Source organism: Bacillus sp. M5A3_1b (assembly GCF_053345335.1).
On the sequence record NZ_JBKEZY010000002.1, the window covers coordinates 634326 to 657548 of the forward strand.

At 36.2% G+C, this 23223-nt stretch carries 23 protein-coding genes; 6 read left to right on the forward strand and 17 right to left on the reverse strand.

Going from position 1 to position 23223, the window contains the following annotated elements; translation table 11 throughout:
• Window positions 1–345: 345 nt before the first annotated feature.
• From ACLBWW_RS09495 to ACLBWW_RS09535, 9 genes are all read right to left on the reverse strand, one after another.
• Complete coding sequence (locus ACLBWW_RS09495; RefSeq protein ID WP_098049054.1) at window positions 346–1419, reverse strand: sulfate/molybdate ABC transporter ATP-binding protein; 1074 nt, start codon at window positions 1417–1419, stop codon at window positions 346–348.
• 12 nt (window positions 1420–1431) lie between these two features.
• Window positions 1432–2289, reverse strand: coding sequence for a sulfate ABC transporter permease subunit CysW (cysW, locus tag ACLBWW_RS09500; protein ID WP_098068673.1), 858 nt, complete (start codon window positions 2287–2289; stop codon window positions 1432–1434).
• 11 nt (window positions 2290–2300) lie between these two features.
• A complete protein-coding gene (gene cysT, locus ACLBWW_RS09505) occupies window positions 2301–3128 on the reverse strand; it encodes a sulfate ABC transporter permease subunit CysT (protein WP_098124290.1) in 828 nt (275 codons plus the stop codon).
• Window positions 3129–3149: 21 nt separating this feature from the next.
• The gene (locus ACLBWW_RS09510; RefSeq protein ID WP_098049048.1) at window positions 3150–4205 is read right to left on the reverse strand and encodes a sulfate ABC transporter substrate-binding protein; all 1056 of its coding nucleotides are present in this window, start codon (window positions 4203–4205) and stop codon (window positions 3150–3152) included.
• A 318-nt stretch (window positions 4206–4523) separates the two neighbouring features.
• Window positions 4524–4775 carry a hypothetical protein gene (locus ACLBWW_RS09515; RefSeq protein ID WP_098049046.1) on the reverse strand — a complete coding sequence of 84 codons (252 nt, stop codon included), beginning with the start codon at window positions 4773–4775 and terminating at the stop codon, window positions 4524–4526.
• A gap of 110 nt (window positions 4776–4885) precedes the next feature.
• The gene (locus ACLBWW_RS09520; protein ID WP_048545287.1) at window positions 4886–6418 is read right to left on the reverse strand and encodes a fatty acid--CoA ligase family protein; all 1533 of its coding nucleotides are present in this window, start codon (window positions 6416–6418) and stop codon (window positions 4886–4888) included.
• A 161-nt stretch (window positions 6419–6579) separates the two neighbouring features.
• Window positions 6580–7008, reverse strand: a complete 429-nt coding sequence (locus ACLBWW_RS09525) for a hypothetical protein (protein WP_098068671.1) — start codon at window positions 7006–7008, stop codon at window positions 6580–6582.
• Window positions 7009–7304: 296 nt separating this feature from the next.
• Window positions 7305–8294, reverse strand: a complete 990-nt coding sequence (locus tag ACLBWW_RS09530) for a lipoate--protein ligase (protein WP_048545294.1) — start codon at window positions 8292–8294, stop codon at window positions 7305–7307.
• A gap of 9 nt (window positions 8295–8303) precedes the next feature.
• A complete protein-coding gene (locus tag ACLBWW_RS09535; protein WP_048545296.1) occupies window positions 8304–9038 on the reverse strand; it encodes an MBL fold metallo-hydrolase in 735 nt (244 codons plus the stop codon).
• A 179-nt stretch (window positions 9039–9217) separates the two neighbouring features.
• Here ACLBWW_RS09535 and yhfH point away from each other — a divergent pair, with 179 nt between their 5' ends.
• Entirely contained in the window at window positions 9218–9346 is a 129-nt protein-coding gene (yhfH, locus tag ACLBWW_RS09540) for a protein YhfH (RefSeq protein ID WP_000567010.1), read from the forward strand.
• Window positions 9347–9385: 39 nt separating this feature from the next.
• On the opposite strand, the gene ACLBWW_RS09545 is transcribed toward yhfH, so the two are convergent.
• On the reverse strand, window positions 9386–10402 hold the full coding sequence (locus tag ACLBWW_RS09545; protein ID WP_447614011.1) for a LacI family DNA-binding transcriptional regulator: 1017 nt from the start codon (window positions 10400–10402) through the stop codon (window positions 9386–9388).
• A gap of 197 nt (window positions 10403–10599) precedes the next feature.
• On the opposite strand from ACLBWW_RS09545, the gene ACLBWW_RS09550 reads away from it, so the two are divergent.
• On the forward strand, window positions 10600–11541 hold the full coding sequence (locus tag ACLBWW_RS09550) for a helix-turn-helix transcriptional regulator (RefSeq protein WP_048545298.1): 942 nt from the start codon (window positions 10600–10602) through the stop codon (window positions 11539–11541).
• 92 nt (window positions 11542–11633) lie between these two features.
• Window positions 11634–12140 (forward strand): DinB family protein, encoded by a 507-nt coding sequence (locus tag ACLBWW_RS09555; protein ID WP_048545300.1) that lies wholly within the window; start codon window positions 11634–11636, stop codon window positions 12138–12140.
• A gap of 113 nt (window positions 12141–12253) precedes the next feature.
• On the opposite strand, the gene ACLBWW_RS09560 is transcribed toward ACLBWW_RS09555, so the two are convergent.
• Window positions 12254–12763, reverse strand: coding sequence for a GNAT family N-acetyltransferase (locus ACLBWW_RS09560; protein WP_098642189.1), 510 nt, complete (start codon window positions 12761–12763; stop codon window positions 12254–12256).
• A gap of 124 nt (window positions 12764–12887) precedes the next feature.
• Between ACLBWW_RS09560 and ACLBWW_RS09565 the strand changes: the two genes are divergently transcribed.
• On the forward strand, window positions 12888–13241 hold the full coding sequence (locus ACLBWW_RS09565) for a PH domain-containing protein (protein ID WP_116442971.1): 354 nt from the start codon (window positions 12888–12890) through the stop codon (window positions 13239–13241).
• A 34-nt stretch (window positions 13242–13275) separates the two neighbouring features.
• On the opposite strand, the gene ACLBWW_RS09570 is transcribed toward ACLBWW_RS09565, so the two are convergent.
• From ACLBWW_RS09570 to ACLBWW_RS09585, 4 genes are all read right to left on the reverse strand, one after another.
• Window positions 13276–13581 (reverse strand): DUF2087 domain-containing protein, encoded by a 306-nt coding sequence (locus ACLBWW_RS09570; RefSeq protein ID WP_048545309.1) that lies wholly within the window; start codon window positions 13579–13581, stop codon window positions 13276–13278.
• Between the two features lie 39 nt (window positions 13582–13620).
• Entirely contained in the window at window positions 13621–13836 is a 216-nt protein-coding gene (locus tag ACLBWW_RS09575) for a hypothetical protein (protein WP_048545311.1), read from the reverse strand.
• 101 nt (window positions 13837–13937) lie between these two features.
• A complete protein-coding gene (locus tag ACLBWW_RS09580) occupies window positions 13938–16751 on the reverse strand; it encodes a YhgE/Pip domain-containing protein (RefSeq protein WP_098642190.1) in 2814 nt (937 codons plus the stop codon).
• Between the two features lie 216 nt (window positions 16752–16967).
• On the reverse strand, window positions 16968–17540 hold the full coding sequence (locus ACLBWW_RS09585) for a TetR/AcrR family transcriptional regulator (protein WP_000963378.1): 573 nt from the start codon (window positions 17538–17540) through the stop codon (window positions 16968–16970).
• A 326-nt stretch (window positions 17541–17866) separates the two neighbouring features.
• Between ACLBWW_RS09585 and ACLBWW_RS09590 the strand changes: the two genes are divergently transcribed.
• Entirely contained in the window at window positions 17867–18721 is an 855-nt protein-coding gene (locus ACLBWW_RS09590; RefSeq protein WP_048545315.1) for a hypothetical protein, read from the forward strand.
• Between the two features lie 96 nt (window positions 18722–18817).
• On the opposite strand, the gene ACLBWW_RS09595 is transcribed toward ACLBWW_RS09590, so the two are convergent.
• Together ACLBWW_RS09595 and ACLBWW_RS09600 are read right to left on the reverse strand one after the other, a co-directional pair.
• Entirely contained in the window at window positions 18818–19117 is a 300-nt protein-coding gene (locus ACLBWW_RS09595; RefSeq protein ID WP_048545317.1) for a hypothetical protein, read from the reverse strand.
• Window positions 19118–19221: 104 nt separating this feature from the next.
• Window positions 19222–21588, reverse strand: coding sequence for a DUF6359 domain-containing protein (locus ACLBWW_RS09600; RefSeq protein ID WP_098080675.1), 2367 nt, complete (start codon window positions 21586–21588; stop codon window positions 19222–19224).
• Window positions 21589–21829: 241 nt separating this feature from the next.
• On the opposite strand from ACLBWW_RS09600, the gene ACLBWW_RS09605 reads away from it, so the two are divergent.
• A complete protein-coding gene (locus ACLBWW_RS09605) occupies window positions 21830–23182 on the forward strand; it encodes a DUF4026 domain-containing protein (RefSeq protein WP_098080674.1) in 1353 nt (450 codons plus the stop codon).
• Window positions 23183–23223 lie beyond the last annotated feature (41 nt).

Here is a 23223-nt window from a genome sequence, read left to right on the forward strand (position 1 = left end):
ATTCCATAATTATTAAAAGTAAATTATAATATTTTTATATAAAACATTATAATTTACCAAATGTAATATTTATCTAATTTATTACAACTGAATAATGAATTTATACGGGTTTTAATCCATAAAAAAGAGGAGCTATTATAACCCCTTCTTTCTAACAACTATTATTTGAAATGTCCTTTCTTCATTATACCTATGACAAGTCCTCAATATATTTCACCTAAAAATAAACCATCACAGTAAACAAAAAAGACGTCTCAAAAAATATTTTTTGAGACGCTCTCCTCTTATTAATAAATTGCTAATATAGCCATTTTTCACTGTTAATCCAAATTAATTTTACCTCTCCTAAATCACAAAATCCTCCGGAATAAACACTTTCACTTCTTTCGGATGTACATATACAGACTCACCCGCTTGAATGTTCAGCTGTCTAAACTGCTCTTTACTAATTTCTGCTTCTAAATATTCATCTGTTCCATCTCGTTGTAATTCCACATATACGACAGGGCCAACTGCGTGAGAATATGTTACTTTCGCCGGGATTGCATCTACACTTTGTTTCGTACGAGAGATGGATAAGTGATGCGGCCTTACGTAGGCTACTCCGTCTACGTTTGAAACGTGCTTATGTTCTGGTGCTTCTAGTTCCAACGATCCCACATTTAACTTACCTTTATGGACGCGGCCGTGAAATAAATTTACATTTCCTAAAAAGTCATATACGAACGGGCTTGCTGGATTTTCATACACTTCTTCCGGTGTTCCCATTTGTTCAATGCGTCCTTCATTCATTACCACAATGCGGTCCGCAACGTCTAACGCTTCTTCTTGGTCATGCGTTACGAATACACTCGTAATTTGAAATTCGTCATGTAATTTCCGGAGCCATCTTCGTAATTCTTTTCGTACTTTCGCATCAAGTGCACCGAACGGTTCATCAAGTAATAAAATTTTCGGTTCGACCGCGAGTGCCCGGGCTAGTGCGATACGCTGTCGTTGTCCGCCAGATAGTTGCGCTGGATATCGTTTTGCAAAGCCATCCATTTTTACTAGTTTTAATAGTTCGGTTACTTTTTCTTCTATCACTTCTGCTGACGGCCTTACACTTTTCTTTCTTACCTTTAAACCGAAAGCGACATTTTCAAACACGTTCATATGTTTAAAAAGTGCATAGTGCTGGAAAACGAAACCGACTTGCCTATTTTTCACGTGAATGTCTGTTAAATCTTCTCCATCAAATGAAATAGAGCCTTCATCCGCTTCTTCTAGCCCTGCAATAATTCGTAATAAAGTCGTTTTCCCAGAACCTGACGGACCTAATAAGGCAACAAGCTCACCTTTTGGAATATCCAAATGAATGTCTGTCAGTGCTTGAAATGTGCCATATTGTTTTGATACATCTTGAATTTGAATACTCACCGTAATCCCCCCTTATTGTCGTTTTTCCATTCGCCATTCAATCCAGTTTTTTATAACGAGCGTGAGAACTGCGATGAATGACATTAAAGTTGCAACCGCAAACGCAGCTGAAAATTGATATTCATTGTACAAAATTTCGATATGAAGCGGCATCGTATTTGTAATGCCGCGTACGTGACCAGATACAACGGAAACTGCTCCGAACTCACCAATTGCACGGGCATTACATAAAATCATGCCGTATAAAAGACCCCATTTTATATTCGGAAGCGTAACGTGCCAAAACATTTTCCATCCACCTGCACCAAGTGATAAAGCTGCCTCTTCTTCACTTTTTCCTTGCGCTTGCATAATTGGAATTAATTCACGGGCAACAAATGGAAACGTTACGAATATCGTTGCGATAATAATACCTGGAACAGAGAAAATGAGTTTTACTCCATGTTCCAATAACCACTCGCCCAAAGCCGCTCTCGGTGTAAAAAGTAAAACGAACACTAATCCCGCAATAACTGGTGACACAGCAAATGGCAGTTCAATAAGAGATAACAATAATTGCTTTCCTTTAAACTGAAACTTTGTAATAAGCCATGCGGCCGCTATTCCAAATATCGTATTAAGCGGCACAACGATTAACGCAACGAGAAGTGTTAACCTGATTGCTGAGAATGCTTCTTGATCTGTGATAGCAGCAATATATACATCAAACCCTTTTTCAAAGGCTTTCAAAAAAATTGTTACGAGCGGGAGTAATAGAAAAAGAGATAAAAATAAAACTGTTATCGCAATTAATATGCTCGGTACAAGTTTAGATTCTTTTTTAACTGATACGCTTTTTACTATTTTCTTTTCTAATAATGCCGGTTCCATTCTCGCCCCTCCTATTCATTTCTCAGTTCATGCCTTCTACTCCAAGTTTGAATCATGTTAATAAGAAGAAGGAAAAGGAGCGAAATGATAAGCATAACAGCTGCTACTGCTGTTGCTCCTGCGTAATCATATTGTTCTAGTTTCGTCATGATCATAAGCGGCGCAATTTCTGTTTTCATTGGCATATTACCCGCTATAAAAACGACAGATCCATATTCCCCTAAAGCCCTTGCAAATGCGAGTGAAAAACCAGCAAGTAAAGCCGGGAATATTTCTGGTAAAATGATTTTCACAAATATTTGGAAGCGAGATGCTCCTAAACTAGAAGCTGCTTCTTCTACTTCTTTATCAATATTTTGCAATACCGGTTGCACCATTCGAACGACAAACGGTAAACCAATAAACGTAAGTGCAACAATAATTCCGAGTGGCGTAAACGCTACCTTAATATGAAACACACTAAATATTTTTCCAACCCAGCCATTTTCCGCATATAGCGTCGTCAGTGTAATACCAGCTACAGCAGTCGGAAGAGCGAATGGTAAATCAATTAGTCCGTCTAACAATCGTTTCCCCGGAAATGTGTAACGAACGAGTACCCAAGCAATTAATAAGCCGAAAACGGCATTTACAATTGCTGCTGCAAGTGAAGTCGTTAAACTCACTTGATAGGAATGTAACACGCGTTCGCTCGTTACAACCTGAGCAAACTTCTTCCAACCTAGCTGTGAAGTTTGAATAAATACGATAGAAAGTGGTATTAGTACGAATAAACTCATATATAACATTGTAAATCCAAGAGATAATCCAAACCCTGGTAAAACACGTTTCTTCCTCATCTTCTTTCACCTCATCCCCCCTTATTTTTTATAAATTTGATCGAATACGCCGCCATCATTAAAATGTTTTTCCTGCGCTTTTTTCCAGCCACCAAATAGTTCATCTACTGTAAATAATTGAACTTTCGGAAATTTTGATGCGTACTTTTCCGCTACTTTTTCGTTACGAGGACGATAAAAGTTTTTCGCCGCAATTTCTTGCCCTTTGTCTGAATACAAGTATTCAAGATACCCTTCTGCTACTTTTCTCGTTCCTTTCTTATCAACGACTTTATCTACAACTGCTACCGGTGGTTCTGCTAGTATACTAATTGGAGGTGTTACAATTTCGAATTTATCTTTCCCAAGCTCTTTTTGTGATAATAACGCTTCGTTTTCCCAAGCTATTAACACATCACCAATTCCTTTTTCAACGAAAGTTGTCGTTGCTCCGCGTGCCCCTGAATCTAGTACTTCTACGTTTTTATAGATTTGGCCGACAAACTCTTTCGCCTTCTCTTCACTATTGTCATACTTTTTCAGCGCATACCCCCATGCCCCTAAATAGTTCCAACGTGCTCCTCCAGATGTTTTCGGATTTGGTGTAATGACAGACACACCTTTTTTCGTTAAATCATCCCAATCTTTAATGCCTTTCGGATTGCCTTTTCGCACAAGAAATACAATTGTTGATGTGTATGGAGTCGAGTTATCCGCAAGTCGCTTCTGCCAATCTTCCGCTAACTGCTTTTTCTTACTGATCGCGTCAATATCATAAGCGAGTGCTAGCGTTACAACATCTGCTTCTAATCCGTCAATAACAGAGCGCGCCTGGCTTCCAGATCCCCCATGTGATTGCTTTACGTTCACTGTTTGACCATGTTTCTCTTTCCAGTACTTCGCAAAATCTTTATTAAAATCTTGATATAACTCACGTGTTGGATCATATGAAACATTTAAAAGTTCGACTGTCTTTTTATTTGCACTTCCTTCAGAATCGTTAGTTGAGGTTGCCGATCCACACCCCGATAAAAGGACAACTGCTGATAATAAAACACCTGTACTTTTCATTAATGCTGTCTTACCCCACTGTTTCATATATAAAGCCCCCCTAGTTTGTACAATAGAAAAAGGCACACAATTCATTTCCAAAAGTGAACGTTGTGCGCCTTCAGTTTCTCTGATTAGCTTCTATTGTATTCTGTTTGATTTCTTTTCATTTTAATTCTGTAATTCGCATGTGTCAACTTGGAATTTATTTTTATTCATCAAGGGATTTATACAAATATCCACTACAATTCACTTCATCATTAATATGTTAAAAGTACTTCTATTACCGCAGCGAATAAATATATTAACATACTTACAAATGATAACTGTTATCAATAAATAAGAAAATAAAAAAACTATCTATTTTTACTTTCTACATAAGTACGCTTTCCGGTCATTTTTAAACAATAAATAGTGCGCTGTATGAACTTTTCTCTCTAAATAATCGATTGAATACGTACTGGATGGATCTACCAAATCCCCGATTACCCCTGAAAGATGATCAATTACTTGTTGCAATGTTTCTAAGTTCTTCTCTTCACTCTCCACATTCATTTCATCCATAATGTCACAAATCAAATACTGTACGTTCCGTAAGCGTAATTCTTTTTGCTCCATGCATATATCCCTCCATATTAGTTATATTACTTAAATATATGGAGTTATAACTTAGTCAATTCTAAAAAACAAAGAGATATCCCCCTATTTAGAGGGATATCTTTCTTTTATTACACTTGCATCGCTTTCTCTCTTAAAGCTCTTCTTAACAATTTACCCGTCGTATTCTTCGGCAATTCTGTTAAAAATTCGATACTCATTGGCACTTTATATTTTGCTAAATGTAACGTGCAATAATGCATCAGTTCTTCTTCTGTTACTTGAGCTTGTTTCAGAACGACGTAAGCTCGTACTGCTTCTCCTAAGTTTTCATCAGGAACGCCAATTACGACAACTTCTGCTACAGATTCGTGTGTGTATAATACTTCTTCTACTTCACGAGGATATACGTTGTAACCACCAACTAAGACGATATCCTTTTTGCGATCAACGATATAGAAGTAACCTTCTTCATCCATTTTCGCTAAGTCTCCTGTATACAACCAGCCATCTTTCAATGTCGCTGCTGTATCTTCTGGCGCGTTATAGTATCCTTTCATAACGTTAGGTCCGCGAACAATTAATTCACCGACTGCACCGACAGGTACTTCTTCCCCAAGTTCGTTCACAATTTTATTTTCTACATGCCAAATATTTGTACCGATTGACCCAGGTTTACGCGGACGATCTAGCGGGTTAAAACAAGTAACTGGTGATGCTTCTGATAAACCGTATCCTTCTGAAACGATTACGTCAAAACGTTTTTCAAAGTTTTGCAGAAGAGCAACTGGCATTGACGCACCACCTGAAATACAAAGACGAAGCGTCTTCACATCTTCTGCGCTTGCTTCTTCGAATAAATATAAATAATTGTACATCGTCGGTACACCAGCAAAAATCGTTGGCTCGTACGTACGACAAATACGGAATACTTCTTTCGGACTAAATTTCGGTAACATTAAAATAGTTGCTCCGTTCACAATCGGTGCATTGACCGCCACCGTTAAGCAAAATACATGGAACATTGGCAAAGCCGCAACGACGCGATCATCAGCAGTATATTGTAAATACGACGCTACATCGCTCGCATTACTATATAAGTTTTTATGTGTTAACATCGCACCTTTCGGTTTTCCAGTTGTACCTGAAGTGTATAGAATAACCGCTACATCTTCTTCATCTAATTCTGGGCCTTCAAAAGTTAAATCTCCAGCCCCTATCATTCTCGTAAACGTTTTCATTTTTTCGGTTTCTGTATAGTTAAAATCTGATGAGGTTTCGCATATGATGATGTTTTCAAGTGAAGGAAGTCTTGTTGTAAGAGATTGTATAACAGGTAGAAGGACGTCGAGTACGATGATTGTTTTTACATCTCCATTTTGTAAAATATAATGCATTTCGTCTGCTGTATAAATTGGATTAACTGGAATGACAGTTGCTCCAGCTTTCATTGTTCCGTATAAACCGACCAAAAAATGTGGTGAGTTTCCAACAACTAATGCGACATTGTCCCCTTTTCCAATGCCCATTTCTGCTAAATTGCCAGAAAACCTTGTGACCATTTTGTTTAATTGGTCATACGAGACCGACTGATCCATAAATATATAAGCCGGTTTATCCCCCTTCTTTTTCGCCGTTTCAGCCAAAGATTGAACGAGATTCACACAAACCCCACCTTTATAAAATTTAGAATATTTAAAAATTCTAAATTAATTATATTAAAAGAAAATTAAAGTGGCAAGTGATATTCCATTAACTGCATATAAACAGATCACCTCCTCTTAGTTTACTTTGGAAGGATAAGTGGATTTTGTATGCAAGTAATTTATGAAACTAGGCCAAAAATCATTTCAGGATAATATGCACTCATCTTTTCTCTAAGTTTAGTAAGTTCCTCTTTATTTAACGTCGTGTGCTCTCCAAACAAGTTAATCGCGTCCGCTCCATCTTCATGAAAATACAACGTAACATATAATGTCGGTAACCCTGTATTGTCTTCATCTATTGAAAAAACGACATCTGGTGTCTTATTAACAGTGCTGAATGTTTCATTTCTTTTCCACTTCTTATTTTGAAACATGTCTTGTATTTCCTGTATCTTTCGTCTGTTATCTGTATGCGTAAAATATATAACATTATCTTTCGCTGGCTTTCCAATCGATAAAAGTGTGCGACTTGAGGACGTTTCATCGTTACAAGCTGTCATTCCGATGACGAAGCTGAGTAATAATACAACGTACATTACCCTTCTCATTTCAATTCGCCTCCTTTTGAATATATATATTCCTTTATAAGGGGAAAATGTCCTGTGATTTTATGGTGAATGAAATTATATAAACGATTTTCCGAATATATCGACCACAACTCGAAATATATCAGCGATTTTCCATATATATCGACTGCAACTCAAAATATATCAGCGATTTTCCATATATATCGACCGCAACTCGAAATATATCAGCGATTTTTGAAATATATCGACTTACCGACAAAACGCGATAATCTACGCAAAAAAAAAGAGGCTGTCCGTTACGGCAGCCTCCCTTATTTTTAGAAGAACAAATGTAAGAAATCTTCTGTTGTAATATTACCGAAGTAGCGTTTAATATCTACGCCTTCTAAAGCTACAGTGAATGCATCTTTATCAAATTGTACACCTGTTAGACGCTCTTCAATGTCATGCACATCTAATGAACCGAAGAAGTCACCGTAAATTTTACATTCTGTTACTGTTCCTTTTTTCACTTCAAGACGAACGTCAACTTGTCCAACTGGGAAGCGGTGTGAATGTTGTAAGTTGAACTTCGGAGATTTTCCGTAGTTCCAATCCCAATTTTGGTAACGTTCTTCAGAAAGTTTATGGATCTCTTTCCAATCATTTTCTGTTAATTCGTACGTCGGAATTTCTGTTTCCCCTTCAAAAATTGTTTCTAGAAGAAGTTGTCTAAACTCTTCTGTCGTCATTTCTTCGTTTAGGAACTCTGTAATATTCGCAACGCGGCTACGGATTGATTTAATGCCTTTTGATTGAATTTTATCCATTTTTACTTTTAACGCTGATACGACGTGATCGATTTCAGAGTCAAATAGTAACGTACCGTGACTAAACATACGACCTTTCGTTGAGAACTGCGCGTTACCTGAAATTTTTCTACCTTCAGCTAAAATGTCGTTACGACCACTTAGTTCTGCATTTACGCCTAATTTACCAAGCGCTTTCGTTACAGGCTCTGTGAATTTTTTGAAGTTGCTGAAACTGTCTCCATCATCTTTCGTAATAAAGCTGAAGTTTAAGTTTCCTAAATCGTGATATACTGCGCCTCCGCCTGATAGACGACGAACGACATGAATACCTTTTTCTTTTACGTAATCAGCATTAATTTCTTCTACTGTGTTTTGGTTTTTACCAATGATAATAGAAGGTTCGTTAATGTAGAACAGTAAATATGTTTCGTTAATATCTAAATTCTTCACACAATATTCTTCAATTGCTAAGTTTATTCTAGGATCTGTAATCCCTTTATTATCAATAAATAACATCGTATCACCTCATGAATTCCATACGTAGCCACTATGCGCTAGCGTAATATGGCCACTGAAAATTTGTTTTGCTTCTGTTACTAAATCAGATGTGTTGCCTGTATGCGGTAAGTGCGTTAATAAAAGTTCTTTTACATTTGCATCTTTTGCAATACTTGCCACTTCTGTACTATTCATATGCCCTGCTTTTGCAGCCTCTTGATGTGCATACATATTACACTCACAAATGAAAAGATCAGCATCTTTTGTGAATGGAATGAATTCAGGAATATAACTGGAATCTGCGCTATATACTACAGCGTCACTACCAGCTGTAATACGCATCGCAAAGCATGTAACAGGATGAACAGTTTTTAAGAATGAAATCGAGAACGGTCCAACTTGAAGTGTTTCTTCTGGGTTGTACGCGATTCCTTTCGTATGTGGTTCATGCGTTAAAGACTGGAATCCATTCTCGTCAAACGTATGACCGTATATTGGTAATTCCGGTAGTTGTCCCTTTGTCGCACTCGTAATTAATCTCGCATATTGCAATACCCCAATGTCTGCAACATGATCGTGATGATAATGCGAAAGTACAACTGCATCTATATCAGATGGTGTTATATATTTTTGAAGCTGTGCTAGTACACCACTACCACAGTCGACAAGTAAACGAAAACCATCGTGTTCAAACAAATACCCCGACGTTGCTTCTCCCGCTTCTGGAAAGCCGCCCCAAAAGCCGACAACAGTCATTTTCATATGTATCCATCCTTTCTAAAACCGAGTAGGAATGCATGTTTCACTTACATCCTACATTGTTAACTATAATCCATTTCCTAAACTTTTTCATTAATTTTCATTTTGTTATAAAACAGTTGTTGACTTTTATTTTTTGTACTAATACAATGATAGTAAGAAATGGAAATGGAGGGATTGACATGATCGATCAACCAATGGAGTTTTTCAGAAATTTACCAACAAAAACTTGTGCACATTGCGGGAAAGAAATTGATGAGCAGCACGAAGCATACCATAACAAATGTGATGACTGCGTTCACGAAGAATAGTAGTTTATGAACATAAAAAAACCTAGCAGACATAGTCTACTAGGCTAATAACATCGTATTCTTCTTCATCGTTGAACCTTTCACCAAGAGCTCCAGTTCAAACTCATATAATTCTTTTTGTCGATAATTTTTCGTATGGATTTTATCCATCATGAGGTCGACAACTTTTCGGGCCATCTCATCGATTGGCTGTTCAATTGTCGTAATACCTGGCTCTGTAATCTGTGATAATATTTGATTATCAAAACCGATAACAGCGAGATCATCTGGAATGCTCCAGTCATGGCGTTTTGCCTCTGAAATGATTCCAGCTGCAACCTCGTCGCCTCCTGCCAAAATCGCGGTAGGATTTTTTTTGTCCTTTAATACTTCATGAAATATTCTCTTTCCATCATCCCAAGAGAAAGCGTTTTCAAGAAAATCGATCGCTTCTACTTGGCGGCTCTTCTCCGTTATGGCACGTAAAAAGCCCATTTTTCGCTGTTGGCTAACCGCTTTGGTTTCGTTTCCACGGCAAAAAATAAGATTACGATATCCTTGTTCTAACACATGCTTAGCAGCTATGTATGCTCCTTGTGCATGATCAAACTTCACTGTCGGAACATTTGCTTCCTCAATATATTCATTACATAACACGATTGGACCGTGCTGTAAGTATGGCTCTACATCTTCCCACGGATTTTCTAGTGAACATAGAATAATCCCATCTACTTGTTTCGTAGATAATAATTGTAAATACTCCATCTCTTTTTCCGGTAAATATCTTGTTTGACAAATAATCAGTTTATATTTATGTTCAGAAGCAGCAATCTCGATTGCTTCAATAAATCGACTGAAGAAAGGATTTGTAATCCTTGGAACTAGCACCGCAATTGTTTCCGTCTTTTGTTTACGAAGCCTTCTCGCCGCAGAATTAGGAACGAAACCTAAATGCTTCATTGCTAATTGAACCCTTTTTTTCTTCTCATCTGAAACATATGGATGATTATTGATTACCCTAGAAACCGTTGTCCTTGATAACCCCGCTAATTTCGCCACGTCCTCTATAGTCGACACGAAATTCTCCCCCTTTGCATGAAAACGTTTTCTTAAACTGATTATATAGTATATTATTGGAAACTGCAATATCGGTTGTTATGATTTTACTATATTAATATTATACATAGGGAAAAGTATGTTAATGGGAGGGAAATTTATATTAGTTTTAGAAGTTTACAGGAGGCATATTTATTAAAGATAAAAGGAGATATTTCATGAATCGGACGGATCGTTTATTAGCTATATTAATTGAGTTACAAAGAAGACAAACTGTTACAGCACAAAGCTTAGCAGAAAAATTTGAGACAAGTATAAGAACGATTTATCGAGACATGGATGCACTTAGTGAATCTGGCGTCCCACTTTTCGCCATGCCCGGCCACGGCTACTCATTAATGGATGGTTATTTCCTACCACCCATTCAACTTACGCCTGAAGAGGCTGTTACTCTTTTATTAGGCGGTGATTATATCGAGAAAACTTTCACTTCTTCTTTTTCTGTACATGCACGATCAGCAAAAGAGAAACTTGAGGTTATCCTACCTACTGATCAACAAAAGAAAGCCCAGGAATTACGAGGAACTTTTCGTTTCCTTTCTCCTATATTTTCACATCAGCAATCTGAACAAGAGAAGCTGGAAAATCAAATTTTCTTATTGCAAGAAGCTATTCAAAAAGAACAGGCTATCTCTTTTTCTTATCTGAAACCGAGAGAAACTACAAAAATAAAACGGACCGTTCATCCTTACGGCTTAGTCAATATTTCAGGGATTTGGTACATCGTTGCCCATTGTTTACTTCGAAAACAAATACGTAATTTCCGTTTAGATCGAATGGATGGACTACAACAAGAACAAGAATTCTTTACAAAACCCGAAGACTTTTCTTTGCAAAAATATCAGCCTGAAAGCAACCGTACTGTGATGATTCATTTATTATTCCCAGCCCATATTGCACATAAAATTATTGAATCACGATACTTCTTTATAGATTCATACGAGCATAGAGAAAATGGTTTTCACGTCTTTTTGAAATCAAGAAACATAGACGAAGTATTTCAATGGGTATTAAGTTGGGGAAGCCAAGTGCAAGTACTTGAGCCAAAAATTCTTTCTGAGAAAATCCGTGACGAAGCAAAAAAAATGTTACAACTTTAATTATTGCATTTCACTACTGACATAATGTTGTCAGCATTACTTCTTTATAGTAGGAAGTAACAAATACATTTTCATAAAAAGGAGTTAGTGATATGAAAAAATTTGAAGAGTTAGCAACGTACTACATAGAGGAATTAGAAAAGTACTCTATAGAACAATTTAGGATGAAGCCTTCTCATGAGGAATGGTCTCTCGGTCAAATGTATAATCACTTAATTTCAGCTACACGCATGCAGTTAAATGCAATCGTGAAATGCAGAACTGAAGCGCCTTCTGCAACTAACAAAAAAACGGATATGGGCGAAAAGGTATATATGATGGGAGCTTTCCCAGACATAAAAATCAAATTACCAGATCTTCCTGGATATACGCCTGAAAACCCAGCTAATAAAGAAGACGTACAGAAACAGCTTCTAGAATTAATTACAATTGTAAAAAACATAGAGCCAACACTTTCTTCTATCCCAAGTAATTGTAAAGTCGAACATCCCGGGCTTGGTTACTTACATGCAGCAGAATGGTTCCAGCTTATTTCTATGCATTTTGCACATCATCTGCGCCAGAAAGAGCGATTAGAACTTAAGGTTTGTTGTATGTAAGCACTTCTACTAAAAAGAGACTGCCAATATTGGCAGTCTTATCACTAAAATATGCAACGTCTATATGATGACTCATAAAGTCTCACTTACTATCAATAGAAAACTCCTTTATTTTATTCAAGATAAAGCCCCATCAATACGTCATCTCCATACGATCCATCTTCATATTTAATTTGCTTTTTTTGTCTTCCTTCTTCTACAAATCCCATACGTTTGTACACCTTAATCGCTCTATCATTAACAGAAACTACGCCTAAACAAATTTTCTCTAAACCTTTCTGCTCTTTAGCCCAACTAATAAGAAATTCAATTAGTTTCGTACCAATGCCTTGATTACAGTACGCCTCCCTAATCCCCATTCCCATTGTACCTGCATGTCGTAAGCGTTCTAGTTCATATCGATTGAAAATTAAAAAGCCAACCACTTTTTTATCTACTTCATAAACTATGTAAAGATTACCTTTTTCATTAATTTTCCGTATCTTTTCTCTTTCTGCATTCATATCATTTGGTAATTTCTTTGGAGATACTATGAAAAACTTTGTAGTAGTTTCCGATAATATAATTTCTTTTCTAATATCTATAATTGATTCTGCATCAACCTCTTTTGCTAACCGTATCATTGAATCACCTCGTACTTTTTCTTTTTAAAAATAATATTACAACTATAAAACGCTCAATATGCAATATTACATATTGAGAATCTTTTTACTCTTGATACAATATTCGTATATCAAGATAAAAGGAATGTATACAATGAATCCAATCTTAACAGCTGCAAAACAACTATTACATAAAGACGAAGTTATTATATCTACTTTAAATTGTTCACTTACTGGCTATATGATTACGCATAAAGTTCCGCATCCAGGCATGCTACTGGCTACTGATAGAAGGCTTCTCTTTTATGGAAGGTCTAAAAATACATTCATTGCCGAATTCGAGTATAAAAAAATTGTATCTATAGAAACGAAGAAAAGAATCTTTGATAAAAAAATAATATTTTACTATGAAGATGAATATATAACGTTGGGATACATTACAAGTTTAAATATTGAAGAGTTCTTAGACTTACTAAAAAAAAATGCACAACTAGCTTAAACTCGTAATCAGTGGGGATTTCCCCGCTGATTCATTATTTTAACTCCTCCCACTTCGCCCAAACCTCTCTCCCATTTATATGGTACATATTATCCTCTCGATCCATAAATCCGTGCACAATAAACTCACGTCTAATCGTACAGAAATCATCGTGATATTGTTTTATAAATGTATTAATTTCTTTTTCCGTATATTGATTTTCAGCATTTAATTTGCTAATTAAATGCTCTAACAATACTAGTTTTTTCTTCTTTTGACCTGGAATCGATTTTAGACGGTCCTCTTTATCGAAAAAGTTACGAATCGTCGTATCTCTGTATTTCATTTCACTTTCGGTCATTTTGTTATCCTCCATCGGTTTTTATGCCATGAAACTTTATTATTTGTCCTTACTATTCTTCTTCTTCATTCTTTTACTTATAACATCCATAAGGTAATACCCGCTAATTAGCACATAGTAAACTAAAAGTATTCCTAGTGCATCTTTTATATTTATATATTTTTCTTTATGAAACAAGATAGGTGAAAGGGCGTAAACAAGAAAGATGATTAGCGGATTTACGATAAAATAATAAGTAAGATTTCCTTTCATCATATCAACTCCTATGTAATATACTTCTGTTCAAATCGTTGCAATTCCTGTCCTTTTATTTAGCCCTACATTAAAATAAAAAAGCACCGAAAAGGTGCTTTTTTCTATGCTTCAACCGATTGGTTTTCCGCAATATTTCTAAATTGTCGTTTGTGCATCCAAGTTAAGGATGCGATTGTTCCAAGTGATAATACCACGATGAAAATCATGAGTATTCCTACGTTTTGCCACATGAAGTTAAAGTCTCCACTTGATACGACTGCTTTCAATCCTGATACAGAGTATGTCATCGGTAACCAAGCATTGAATGGTTGTAAAAACTTCGGAATCAATTCTAGCGGGAATGTTCCGGCACTTGTTGTAAGCTGAATAATTAATGTAATGATGGCGATGAAACGTCCTGCATCACCAAATGCTGTTACTAAACATTGAATTAATGCGATAAACGCTAAGCTTGTAACGATGCTAAAGAGTATGAAATACGGAATACTTTGTACTTCTACACCTAATCCGAATAGTAATATAACATCCGCTACTACCGCTTGAATAATACCGACTGATAGTAATACGCCGAACTTACTAATAAACCAACTAAATCCTGATTTCGGAACGCCAACTGTATCACGTAATGGATATACGATAGATAATAGTAATGCCCCAACAAATAAACCGAGTGATAAGAAATATGGTGTAAATCCAGTTCCGTAGTTTGGAACTTCCGCCATTTTCTCCGTCTTCACTTTTACAGGACTTGCAAACATATCATACGTTTTATCCGTCCCTTTCACTTCACCAGTTTTCTCTGCCCCTTCGCCAAGTTTCTTAGCAAGTTCACCGGAACCGTCGTTTACCTTTACGAGGCCATCCGTTACTTTCCCTGATCCGTCTGCTAGTTTATTTACGCCGTCGATTAGCTGGGCTGAGCCAGTTGACATTTTATTTAGACCACCATTTAGAGTACCTAAGCCAGTTGTTACTTGACCGGAGCCATCTGCTAATTGATTTACTCCACCTGTCATTTGGTTTGCTCCTACAGATAATGTACCTAAACCGCCTGTTACTTGGCTTGAGCCATCTGCTAATTGATTTACTCCACCCGCCATTTGGTTTGCTCCTGCGGATAATGTACCTAAACCGCCTGTCACTTGGCTTGAGCCATCTGCTAATTGATTTATCCCACCTGCCATTTGATTTGCTCCTGCAGATAATGTGTCTAAGCCGCCTGTTACTTTACCCGAGCCATCTGCTAATTGATTTATCGCATCAATTAATTGACCGGATTCGTTTTTAAATTTATTTGCGCCTTCTTTAGCAGTATTTAACTTCGCACCAAACCCTTGAAATTTTTCAACAAACCCTTTTTGTGCACTGGATAATTGATCAATACCAACAGTTAAAGATTTTAATTCTGCTGGATTTGGTAGTTTGCTTTGCCCATCACCTGTTTTTTGATCTATTTCACCTTTTAATTGTTTTACTTCTTCATTTAATTTATTTGTTCCACCCGCTACTCCAGCAGCTTTTTGCTGAACTGTCGCTGTATTTTTTACAGCACTTGTTATGAATGGTTGTAACTGCTCTTGATATTCTTTTGGTAAACTTTCAATTTGCTTTTGTAAATTCGCTACATCTTGCGCTGCATTTTTTGCATCTCCTGCTGTTGATTGCGTAAATTCATTTAACTGATTTACATTCGCCTCAGCTCCATCTATTTTCTCATTTACTGTATTCAATATAGAAGGGCCTTTCGACTGCATTTCCTCTAAGACTGCAGCAGACTTTTGTACGTTACTATTTAAATCTTGCAATCCCTTTTGAATTTCTTGAGACCATTTTTCTAATTGACTTTGCCCTTCAGCAAGTTTTCCCATACCATTTGATAGATCAGTTGTTCCTGTTTTTAATTCACCGGATTTACTTACTAATTGGTTCAAACCACCGGTCACTTTCTCAGATCCATCATGTAATTCACCAATTCCTTTTTGCATTTCACCCGTTTTACTATTTAACGTATTTAAACCGTCTGTTACTTTTCCAGAGCCATCTACTAATTTTCCGATACCTGTTTGCATCTCACTTGTTTTACTATTTAACGTATTTAAACCGTTCGTTACTTTTCCGGAACCGTCTAATAATTTCCCGATACCTATCTGCATTTCACCTGTTTTGCTATTTAGCGTATTTAAACCATTTGTTACTTTGCCTGACCCATCTACTAATTTATTAGATCCATCTGCTAATTTCTGAACTCCATCCTTCATCTCTCCAGACTTCCCTTGAAGTGTATGAAGGCCATCTGTCACTTTACTTGAACCATCATGCAGCTCACTTGATCCGTCGTGTAGTTTGTTTGCTCCTTCCTCCCCATCTGCTAATCCTTTTGAGACGTCTTGAATGGAATCAAACATTTTCTCTGCATATGTTTTCGTTAACGTACTTGATACTTCACCTTTAATTTTTTCAATGGCTGTTCCGCCAATTTGTGAAGATAAGAAATTTAAGCTTTCGTTCGGAATGTATTCTAAGTTTAATGGTTTTGGATCATCTTTTAATAACGTTGTAGCGTTACTTGAGAAGTTATCTGGAATGCGTACTAACATGTAATACTTTCTGCCTTCCATTCCTTTTTTCGCTTCTTTTTCACTTACAAATTCCCATTTAAAACTCTTATTGTCTTTTAAATTATCAACGAGCCCTTTTCCGACCTCAATTGGTTTCCCATCAAATACTGCACCTTTATCTAAATTGACTACCGCAACTGGTAAATCATCTAACTGTTTATACGGATCCCAAAAGGCCCATAAAAACATACCCGCATATAAAATCGGTACGAATAAAACAGCGATAATTGGAATTAATATTTTTTTACTTTTTATAATTTGTGTGAACTCTTTACGAAGTAACTGATTTCCTTTCATCATTTCTCCCCCTTTTTAAAATGACCAAAATGTTCAATTGGTCATTTTTACCCAAACAAAAAGGCTATACTGATTCATACATATGCCTTATCCCCGAATTTATACTATGCAACTTTTTCTTCATATGAAGTGAATATTTCTATTATCCCTCCCTAAAATAAATATATGACCATTTTGTTCAAGTGGTCACTTTTTTATAATAATAAAAGGATTATCTTAGTTTGACAATCCTTTTAATAAATAAAGTTCAAATAATTCTGCAATTTTTTCTTTTTCTAGCGGTTCATGATTTTTTTCCCAATCAAAAATAAGCGATACGTATAAGCGAAGCATAATAAATGCTGTAATTTCTGGATCACATTTGCTAATCTCACCTTTTTCAATCGCAATCTTTAAATACGATTGAATGACAGAAACGATTTCCACATCTACTTGTTGCATCACTTCTTGTACTTCTTTCGTTCCCATATCACGCTCTTCTTGAATTAACTTAATCATGAGCTGATGTTCTTTTCTGAATTCTAATATGCTATATAATGCTCTATGTACATTTTCAAAAAATGAAACATCTGAACGAATTGCATTTTCTGCAACTTGCTTCATTTCTGTAATTAAATTAGAAATAATTTCGCCAAATAGCTCTTCTTTATTTTTGAAAAAAGTATAAATCGTTCCTTTTCCTACATTCGCTAACTTCGCTACTTGATCCATCGTTGTTGCTTTATAACCGAACGCTGAAAAAGACTTTGTTGCAGCTTCAATAATAGAACGTTTTCGATCTATCGCCACATCGTCACCTCCAAAAATGACCAATTGGATAATATAGTCAATCAGTACATCTTTGATATTACCACACGCTTACATTGTATACAAGTTCTCTTTTTTATTATTTCCAGCATAAAAAATTCCAGTCAAGTTATATATTACTGTCCATAGTGTATCAGAAGAAAAGAGAAAAGGAAAAGGTGTTCTTAAGATATACAATTAAACCTTACTTAACAACAACAAATTTCCCTTTTTTCAAATAATCAAATAAAAAAACAAGAAAATGTTTACATTTAATAGTAATATAGAAAATAGACAAGTTTATCAAAATAGTGGAGGCTTTTTCAGTCATGATGCGTGCGCTTCGTTTAAATATAAAGCAAGCTTTTTGTAGTCGTATTTCTTTAATTATTATGTTTAGTGGATTCGTTCTTATTTGTATTTATCACTATTACTATGTAATTCGTTATTTAGGAGACGCAGCGAGTGGACCTATTTCAACAGATATAAAATGGATCGGATTTCGCGACAATGAAATGGATGTTTATTTATTATTAATGCCAGTTATTGCGAGTTTCCCCTTTAGTACAAGTTACAATTCGGATAAGTCAGATGGTTTTAAACCGTTTGTGAGTAAGGGGATTTCTTTATTTCCTTATTCAGTAATGAAATATATCGTTACGTTTTTTTGCGGAGGATTTCTTTATACATTTCCATTCATCTTATCGTTATTATTTTGCAAATTAACCATTCCAGACGGAACACCTACGATTGGTTCAGGCATCATAAATGCTGATGGAATGTTCGCAAACCTATATTTCGATGCACCTCTCACTTACATTACTGTATATATCGGAATTAATTTCTTATTTGCAGGTTTAATGGCCCTTTTAGGACTTGCTGCATCTGTATGGTCACAAAAGGACTATATGGCAATTCTCTTTCCATTCGCAGTTGCCTCCATTCCGTACGTCCTGCTAAATACAATACTTCCTTCAATAGGCGGAGCACCTATTCATTTATATGATCCGAAACAACCATTGCAAGGCATGTCACCGTACATTTTAACGATGCAATGTGCTTTCTTCCTTCTCGTTAGCTTATTCATGTATATACAAGGAGTAAAGCGGGATAGAAAAAAATATAGAAGAAGACTGCAAAAAAGAGATCGGTGTAGAAAAGCGTTTCAAGCAATTTCAGACTAAATGATTGAATGAATAAGAGCGTAATTCCCTAAGTTAGTTTAGGGAATTACGCTCTTATTCTCATTTACATTTATCAATCTTATAATCATCTCCCCTTTACGGCGTACCTGCCAATCCCCATAAAATAACGACCGCCGCAAAATAAATCGCTTTAATACCTACAACTGAACATAATAAAATAATTGCATATGTACTTAATTCTCTTCTTGCACCTATTAAAGTAAAAATGACTGCCAAACTAAACGTTACATAGGACGATGCTGTATGTATTAAGTTATATGTAATATCCAAATTTTGAGTAAGTCCTGTTACCTCCGCTACAAATTGGAGCATGACGATTGTACTAAAAAAAATCGCAAGCTGATTTATTAATTTTCCATTTAACCACGCTTGCATCTTTAACCTCCTCATTGTAAAAAGCTGAATTTTCAATTAATTTTAACATGATTTTTACAGAAAAAGAACGCTCAGTATATCTCTAAGCGTTCTTTCATGACTATTTAAGAAGCTTTCTTCAAGTCAATTTGAGCAAGTACTGGGTCGTGGTCACTTACACGTCCATGTTCTTTCATAATGTTTGAGTTTAAGTGTACTGGGTCTACAATTGTGTGTGGTGCGATGTTGTTTGTTACTAAAATATGATCTAACACTTGTGCATTTCCTTCATGAATGTACGTGTAGCGGTTCTCTTTCGGCACTGTGTTTAACATATTTTTTAAGTTTGTTCCTTCTAGTGCTTTTAGTGGTTTAGCGAACTCAAAATCGTTCATATCCCCTAACACAACAACTGGTGCATTCGTGTTCTTTTTCTGAATTCCTTGTACGAATTGATTTACTTCTTGCGCTAACTGAATTCGTTTTTCTTCACTCTTTAATACGAGCGGCTGCACTTTTCCAAATGGCGTTGCATCTCCTATTTTTGAGTTTAAGTGATTTGCAACGACAACAACGTTTTGTCCTTGGAATGTAAATTCTGCTGCAAGCGGTTTACGTGTACTTTCAAATAATGAACTTTCGTCTCCAATACGAACGACATTTTTATCAAGTAACTTCGGTACTGCTGCTAATTTCACGCGTGATGGGTTGTAGAAGAAACCGACGCGAATATTCGCTCCTGGTGCTCCCCCGTCTAGATTATTGTTCGGAGCAATTTCTACATACTCATACTTCGGTCCACGAATTTCTAAAACCGCATCAATGATACGTTTTGCGCTTAACGAAGCATCTGTTGTACCGTCATTAATCGTTCCGTTATTATCTTGCATTTCCTCTACACCGATAATATCTGGCATTTTTAAGTTGTATTTAATAGAATACGCTAACGCTTTTACCTTTTCGTCTGTTGTTTCTTTTTTATTCGCCGAGAAGTTTTCAATGTTATATGTAGCAACTGTTAACTTATCAAGACGAGGCTGAATATTCGCCCCTACTTGCTTAAATCCACCGTCCACTACAGATGGTAATTCCGTTATTGGTGCAATGCGGAACGCACCGTAATCATATCCGACTACCCCTGTTATATCTCCAGTGAAAGTATCTCCTACTTTCGCTACATAATCACGAGGGACTTTTACAGAAAGACGCTCTGGGTTTAATTGATTTTCATCTAATACAGGTGTGCCGTATTTCGTTACGACTTTATTTCCGCCATTTTCTACTGTTACATATAAATTTCCGTTTTTCTGAGGTGCAATAATTTTTGGCGTTGGCATCGTAACGCGCATACCTTCTATACTTTCATAAAAGTCGATTGCATCTTCATTTGGATCAAATAAACCGAATGCATCATTATCGATAATTTGATCAGGGATTTTCACACCGTTTTCTCCAAGTACAATCGGTGCTGGTAAAGGTTGATCTTTTGCGATTACAGCAACGCGGCTCGCTTTAATTTCCGTCGTCGTTAAATCTGTGTCAAACCTTTCTGCATACCCAGGTCCAACATATTCTTCTACTTCTCCATCAATTTGAATAAGATCTCCTACCGCTACATTCGCATCTTTTTTGTATACATACATACCTTCTGACGTAGCTGGATCATTATCCGGCTGGTTATCTTCTATATAAAAACCATTTTTATCAAGTGCTGTTACAACGCCTTCCACATTGTATACTTTCTTCCCTTTGTAAGGAGAAATATGTGATTTTCCTTGAATATCATGAATACGAACTGGTTCATTATTTACGATAATAAATGAAAATGTTGAAATCGCTGAAGAAGTAAGCCCTTCTTTCTCTGCGATTGCTTTAATCACACTATTTTCATTCACTACAATTTGTCCGTTATAACGAACACTCTTATTTGTAGGGTTAGAGCCATCTAACGTATAGTAGATTGTTGCTCCTTCTGTATTCGTTGTTAATGTTACCGCTGTGCCCTTCGCAACTTCTCCGCTACCAGGCGAAGATACTACATCGCTAACACGGTTTTGTCCTTCCCCTTGAAACTTATGAGACGTTACCGATTTTAAACCTGGGCTACTAAAATATAATTCAAGCGTCCCTGTTAAACTAACTTTCTTCCCGATATTTTCAGGATGATCTTTCACGTTTACTGCCGCTCTCACATCACCTTTCGGCAACTGAACAGGCATGATTTTGTCTGGATTCGTCTCATTTGGCGAATCTGCAATTGCTACGTTTGTATCATCAAACTTAGCCGGATCTTTCGTGTATTTAGAAGGACTTTGCGTATATCCAACGATGTATCCTTCCACTGTCCCCTTCGTTTTCCCTTGCTGTTTAAATACTTGAATTGCTTTTTCTACTGACATAGAAGTATTTTCTTCTGCTTGTACTAAAGTTCCAGTAAATGAAAGCAATAGTATGAATGATAAAAAGACACTTAACAATTTCTTCACAGCCATTTTCCTCTCCCTATTTCATATTTTCTCAGCATTTCTATCATATCAAATGATTCGTTATATAGAATGGTATTTCGACAAGTTTTACAAAAAATTTATTTAATTTACAAGCTTTCAAACTATAATACAAAATAATAATTTTACACCTTCTACAAATGCGCTCTATAATGTTAGAGAGAGAAAACAGAAAATATCGAAATTTCATTGGCATGTAAAATGGATTCATTTGAATAGGAGTGATTGGATGGAAGTGCAAACAGAAACATACCGCGCAGCTATGAATGGCACATTAGAACGTCATTTTTCAGATATGATTGCCGTTATACCAACTAGAATTACGATTGAACAGTTAAAACAGCGGCTAGAGACTATCTCTACTAAAGTGGATGAATTAAAAATTATTTACAGTGATGAGACAAGCCTTATTGTTGAGTTACATATGGATGAAACAATCATACCGTATGAACTGCATATTGATGAAACGAGCGATCCAGAAGAATATAAAATGTACAATAGACAAGATTCTACAATCGTAGATCGTAATTTTGAAGATGCTGCTTATGGCACTGAAATTTTCGCTCGTACGCTATTTGTAGGCGATGTGCTGGACTGCTTTTTCCAGCAGTTACAGTTTTTATGGAACCTCGCTCCAGATTTGTTATTTGTAATCGATTCAAGTGCAGCAATGAAAGTAATATCTAGAAGCTATATTGAATATCACGTTGAAAATGAATTATTACCTGACATTCCTGACTTGTATGTTATTCATTCTGTTTATGAAGACGATAAAGAAGGTGAGCCTACGCAATATTGGTTTCATACACATGGCCTTTTAAGAGCAGGCGTAACAGAAATAGAATTAATTATTCCAAATCGCATTTCATCCTACTACGGCATTGGTGATCTCTTTCAAACATTTGCTAATAATGCCGTTGAGAATGGACAAGTCCCTATGAATGAGCCTATCGTGATCGCGCATAGTCAGCAAGGTTCTATCCATACAGTAGCTGTTCCGTGGGAAAAGGGATTATCTTATATTGGGCATAAAACGAGTATGGATCAATTGTCTTCAATCGAGGATGAAGAAGTGAAACTACAACCAATAGATGCACAAAACATATTCTTAGGCGGCATGGATGACCGAGATGAATACCATCAATCTCCATCCGTTCTCTTATTCCAATTTAATACTTCAGAAGAATGTATCGAAAGCTTTTTCAAAGAACATGAGGAAGCTACAGGGCTTATGTTCTATAAAACAAATAGTGAAACCGATCGTATGGCTTATAATGCAAAGAATACTTTCGGGTATTTCAGCAACATTTTTCACATTGAACAATCAAATGAAGATTTTCGTTTCCTCGCTAAGTTTGGTGTCTCCTACGAAGAGGGAAAAAGTGAACATATGTGGTTTGAAATGCAAAACATTACGGAAGACTTCATTCAAGGAATACTCATTAATGAACCATATTTTATAGAAAATATGAGTGAGGGAAATAGTTATCAGTTAGAGTTTGAAAACTTAACAGAATGGGTTATTTATGCGGGAGATGCCGTTATAAAGCCAAATAATTTATATATATTTATTGGCGAATAAGTATTTTATATAACAAACGAAACGCCTTCAATATGATTGAA

Bases quoted from the DNA above. Each gene is read 5' to 3' on its own strand.
- cysW (WP_098068673.1), bottom strand. From the start codon at position 2,289: ATGGAACCGGCATTATTAGAAAAGAAAATAGTAAAAAGCGTATCAGTT.
- cysT (WP_098124290.1), bottom strand. From the start codon at position 3,128: ATGAGGAAGAAACGTGTTTTACCAGGGTTTGGATTATCTCTTGGATTT.
- ACLBWW_RS09510 (WP_098049048.1), bottom strand. From the start codon at position 4,205: ATGAAACAGTGGGGTAAGACAGCATTAATGAAAAGTACAGGTGTTTTA.
- ACLBWW_RS09515 (WP_098049046.1), bottom strand. From the start codon at position 4,775: ATGGAGCAAAAAGAATTACGCTTACGGAACGTACAGTATTTGATTTGT.
- ACLBWW_RS09525 (WP_098068671.1), bottom strand. From the start codon at position 7,008: ATGAGAAGGGTAATGTACGTTGTATTATTACTCAGCTTCGTCATCGGA.
- ACLBWW_RS09530 (WP_048545294.1), bottom strand. From the start codon at position 8,294: ATGTTATTTATTGATAATAAAGGGATTACAGATCCTAGAATAAACTTA.
- ACLBWW_RS09535 (WP_048545296.1), bottom strand. From the start codon at position 9,038: ATGAAAATGACTGTTGTCGGCTTTTGGGGCGGCTTTCCAGAAGCGGGA.
- yhfH (WP_000567010.1), top strand. From the start codon at position 9,218: ATGATCGATCAACCAATGGAGTTTTTCAGAAATTTACCAACAAAAACT.
- ACLBWW_RS09550 (WP_048545298.1), top strand. From the start codon at position 10,600: ATGAATCGGACGGATCGTTTATTAGCTATATTAATTGAGTTACAAAGA.
- ACLBWW_RS09555 (WP_048545300.1), top strand. From the start codon at position 11,634: ATGAAAAAATTTGAAGAGTTAGCAACGTACTACATAGAGGAATTAGAA.
- ACLBWW_RS09560 (WP_098642189.1), bottom strand. From the start codon at position 12,763: ATGATACGGTTAGCAAAAGAGGTTGATGCAGAATCAATTATAGATATT.
- ACLBWW_RS09565 (WP_116442971.1), top strand. From the start codon at position 12,888: ATGTATACAATGAATCCAATCTTAACAGCTGCAAAACAACTATTACAT.
- ACLBWW_RS09570 (WP_048545309.1), bottom strand. From the start codon at position 13,581: ATGACCGAAAGTGAAATGAAATACAGAGATACGACGATTCGTAACTTT.
- ACLBWW_RS09575 (WP_048545311.1), bottom strand. From the start codon at position 13,836: ATGATGAAAGGAAATCTTACTTATTATTTTATCGTAAATCCGCTAATC.
- ACLBWW_RS09580 (WP_098642190.1), bottom strand. From the start codon at position 16,751: ATGAAAGGAAATCAGTTACTTCGTAAAGAGTTCACACAAATTATAAAA.
- ACLBWW_RS09590 (WP_048545315.1), top strand. From the start codon at position 17,867: ATGATGCGTGCGCTTCGTTTAAATATAAAGCAAGCTTTTTGTAGTCGT.
- ACLBWW_RS09595 (WP_048545317.1), bottom strand. From the start codon at position 19,117: ATGCAAGCGTGGTTAAATGGAAAATTAATAAATCAGCTTGCGATTTTT.
- ACLBWW_RS09600 (WP_098080675.1), bottom strand. From the start codon at position 21,588: ATGGCTGTGAAGAAATTGTTAAGTGTCTTTTTATCATTCATACTATTG.
- ACLBWW_RS09605 (WP_098080674.1), top strand. From the start codon at position 21,830: ATGGAAGTGCAAACAGAAACATACCGCGCAGCTATGAATGGCACATTA.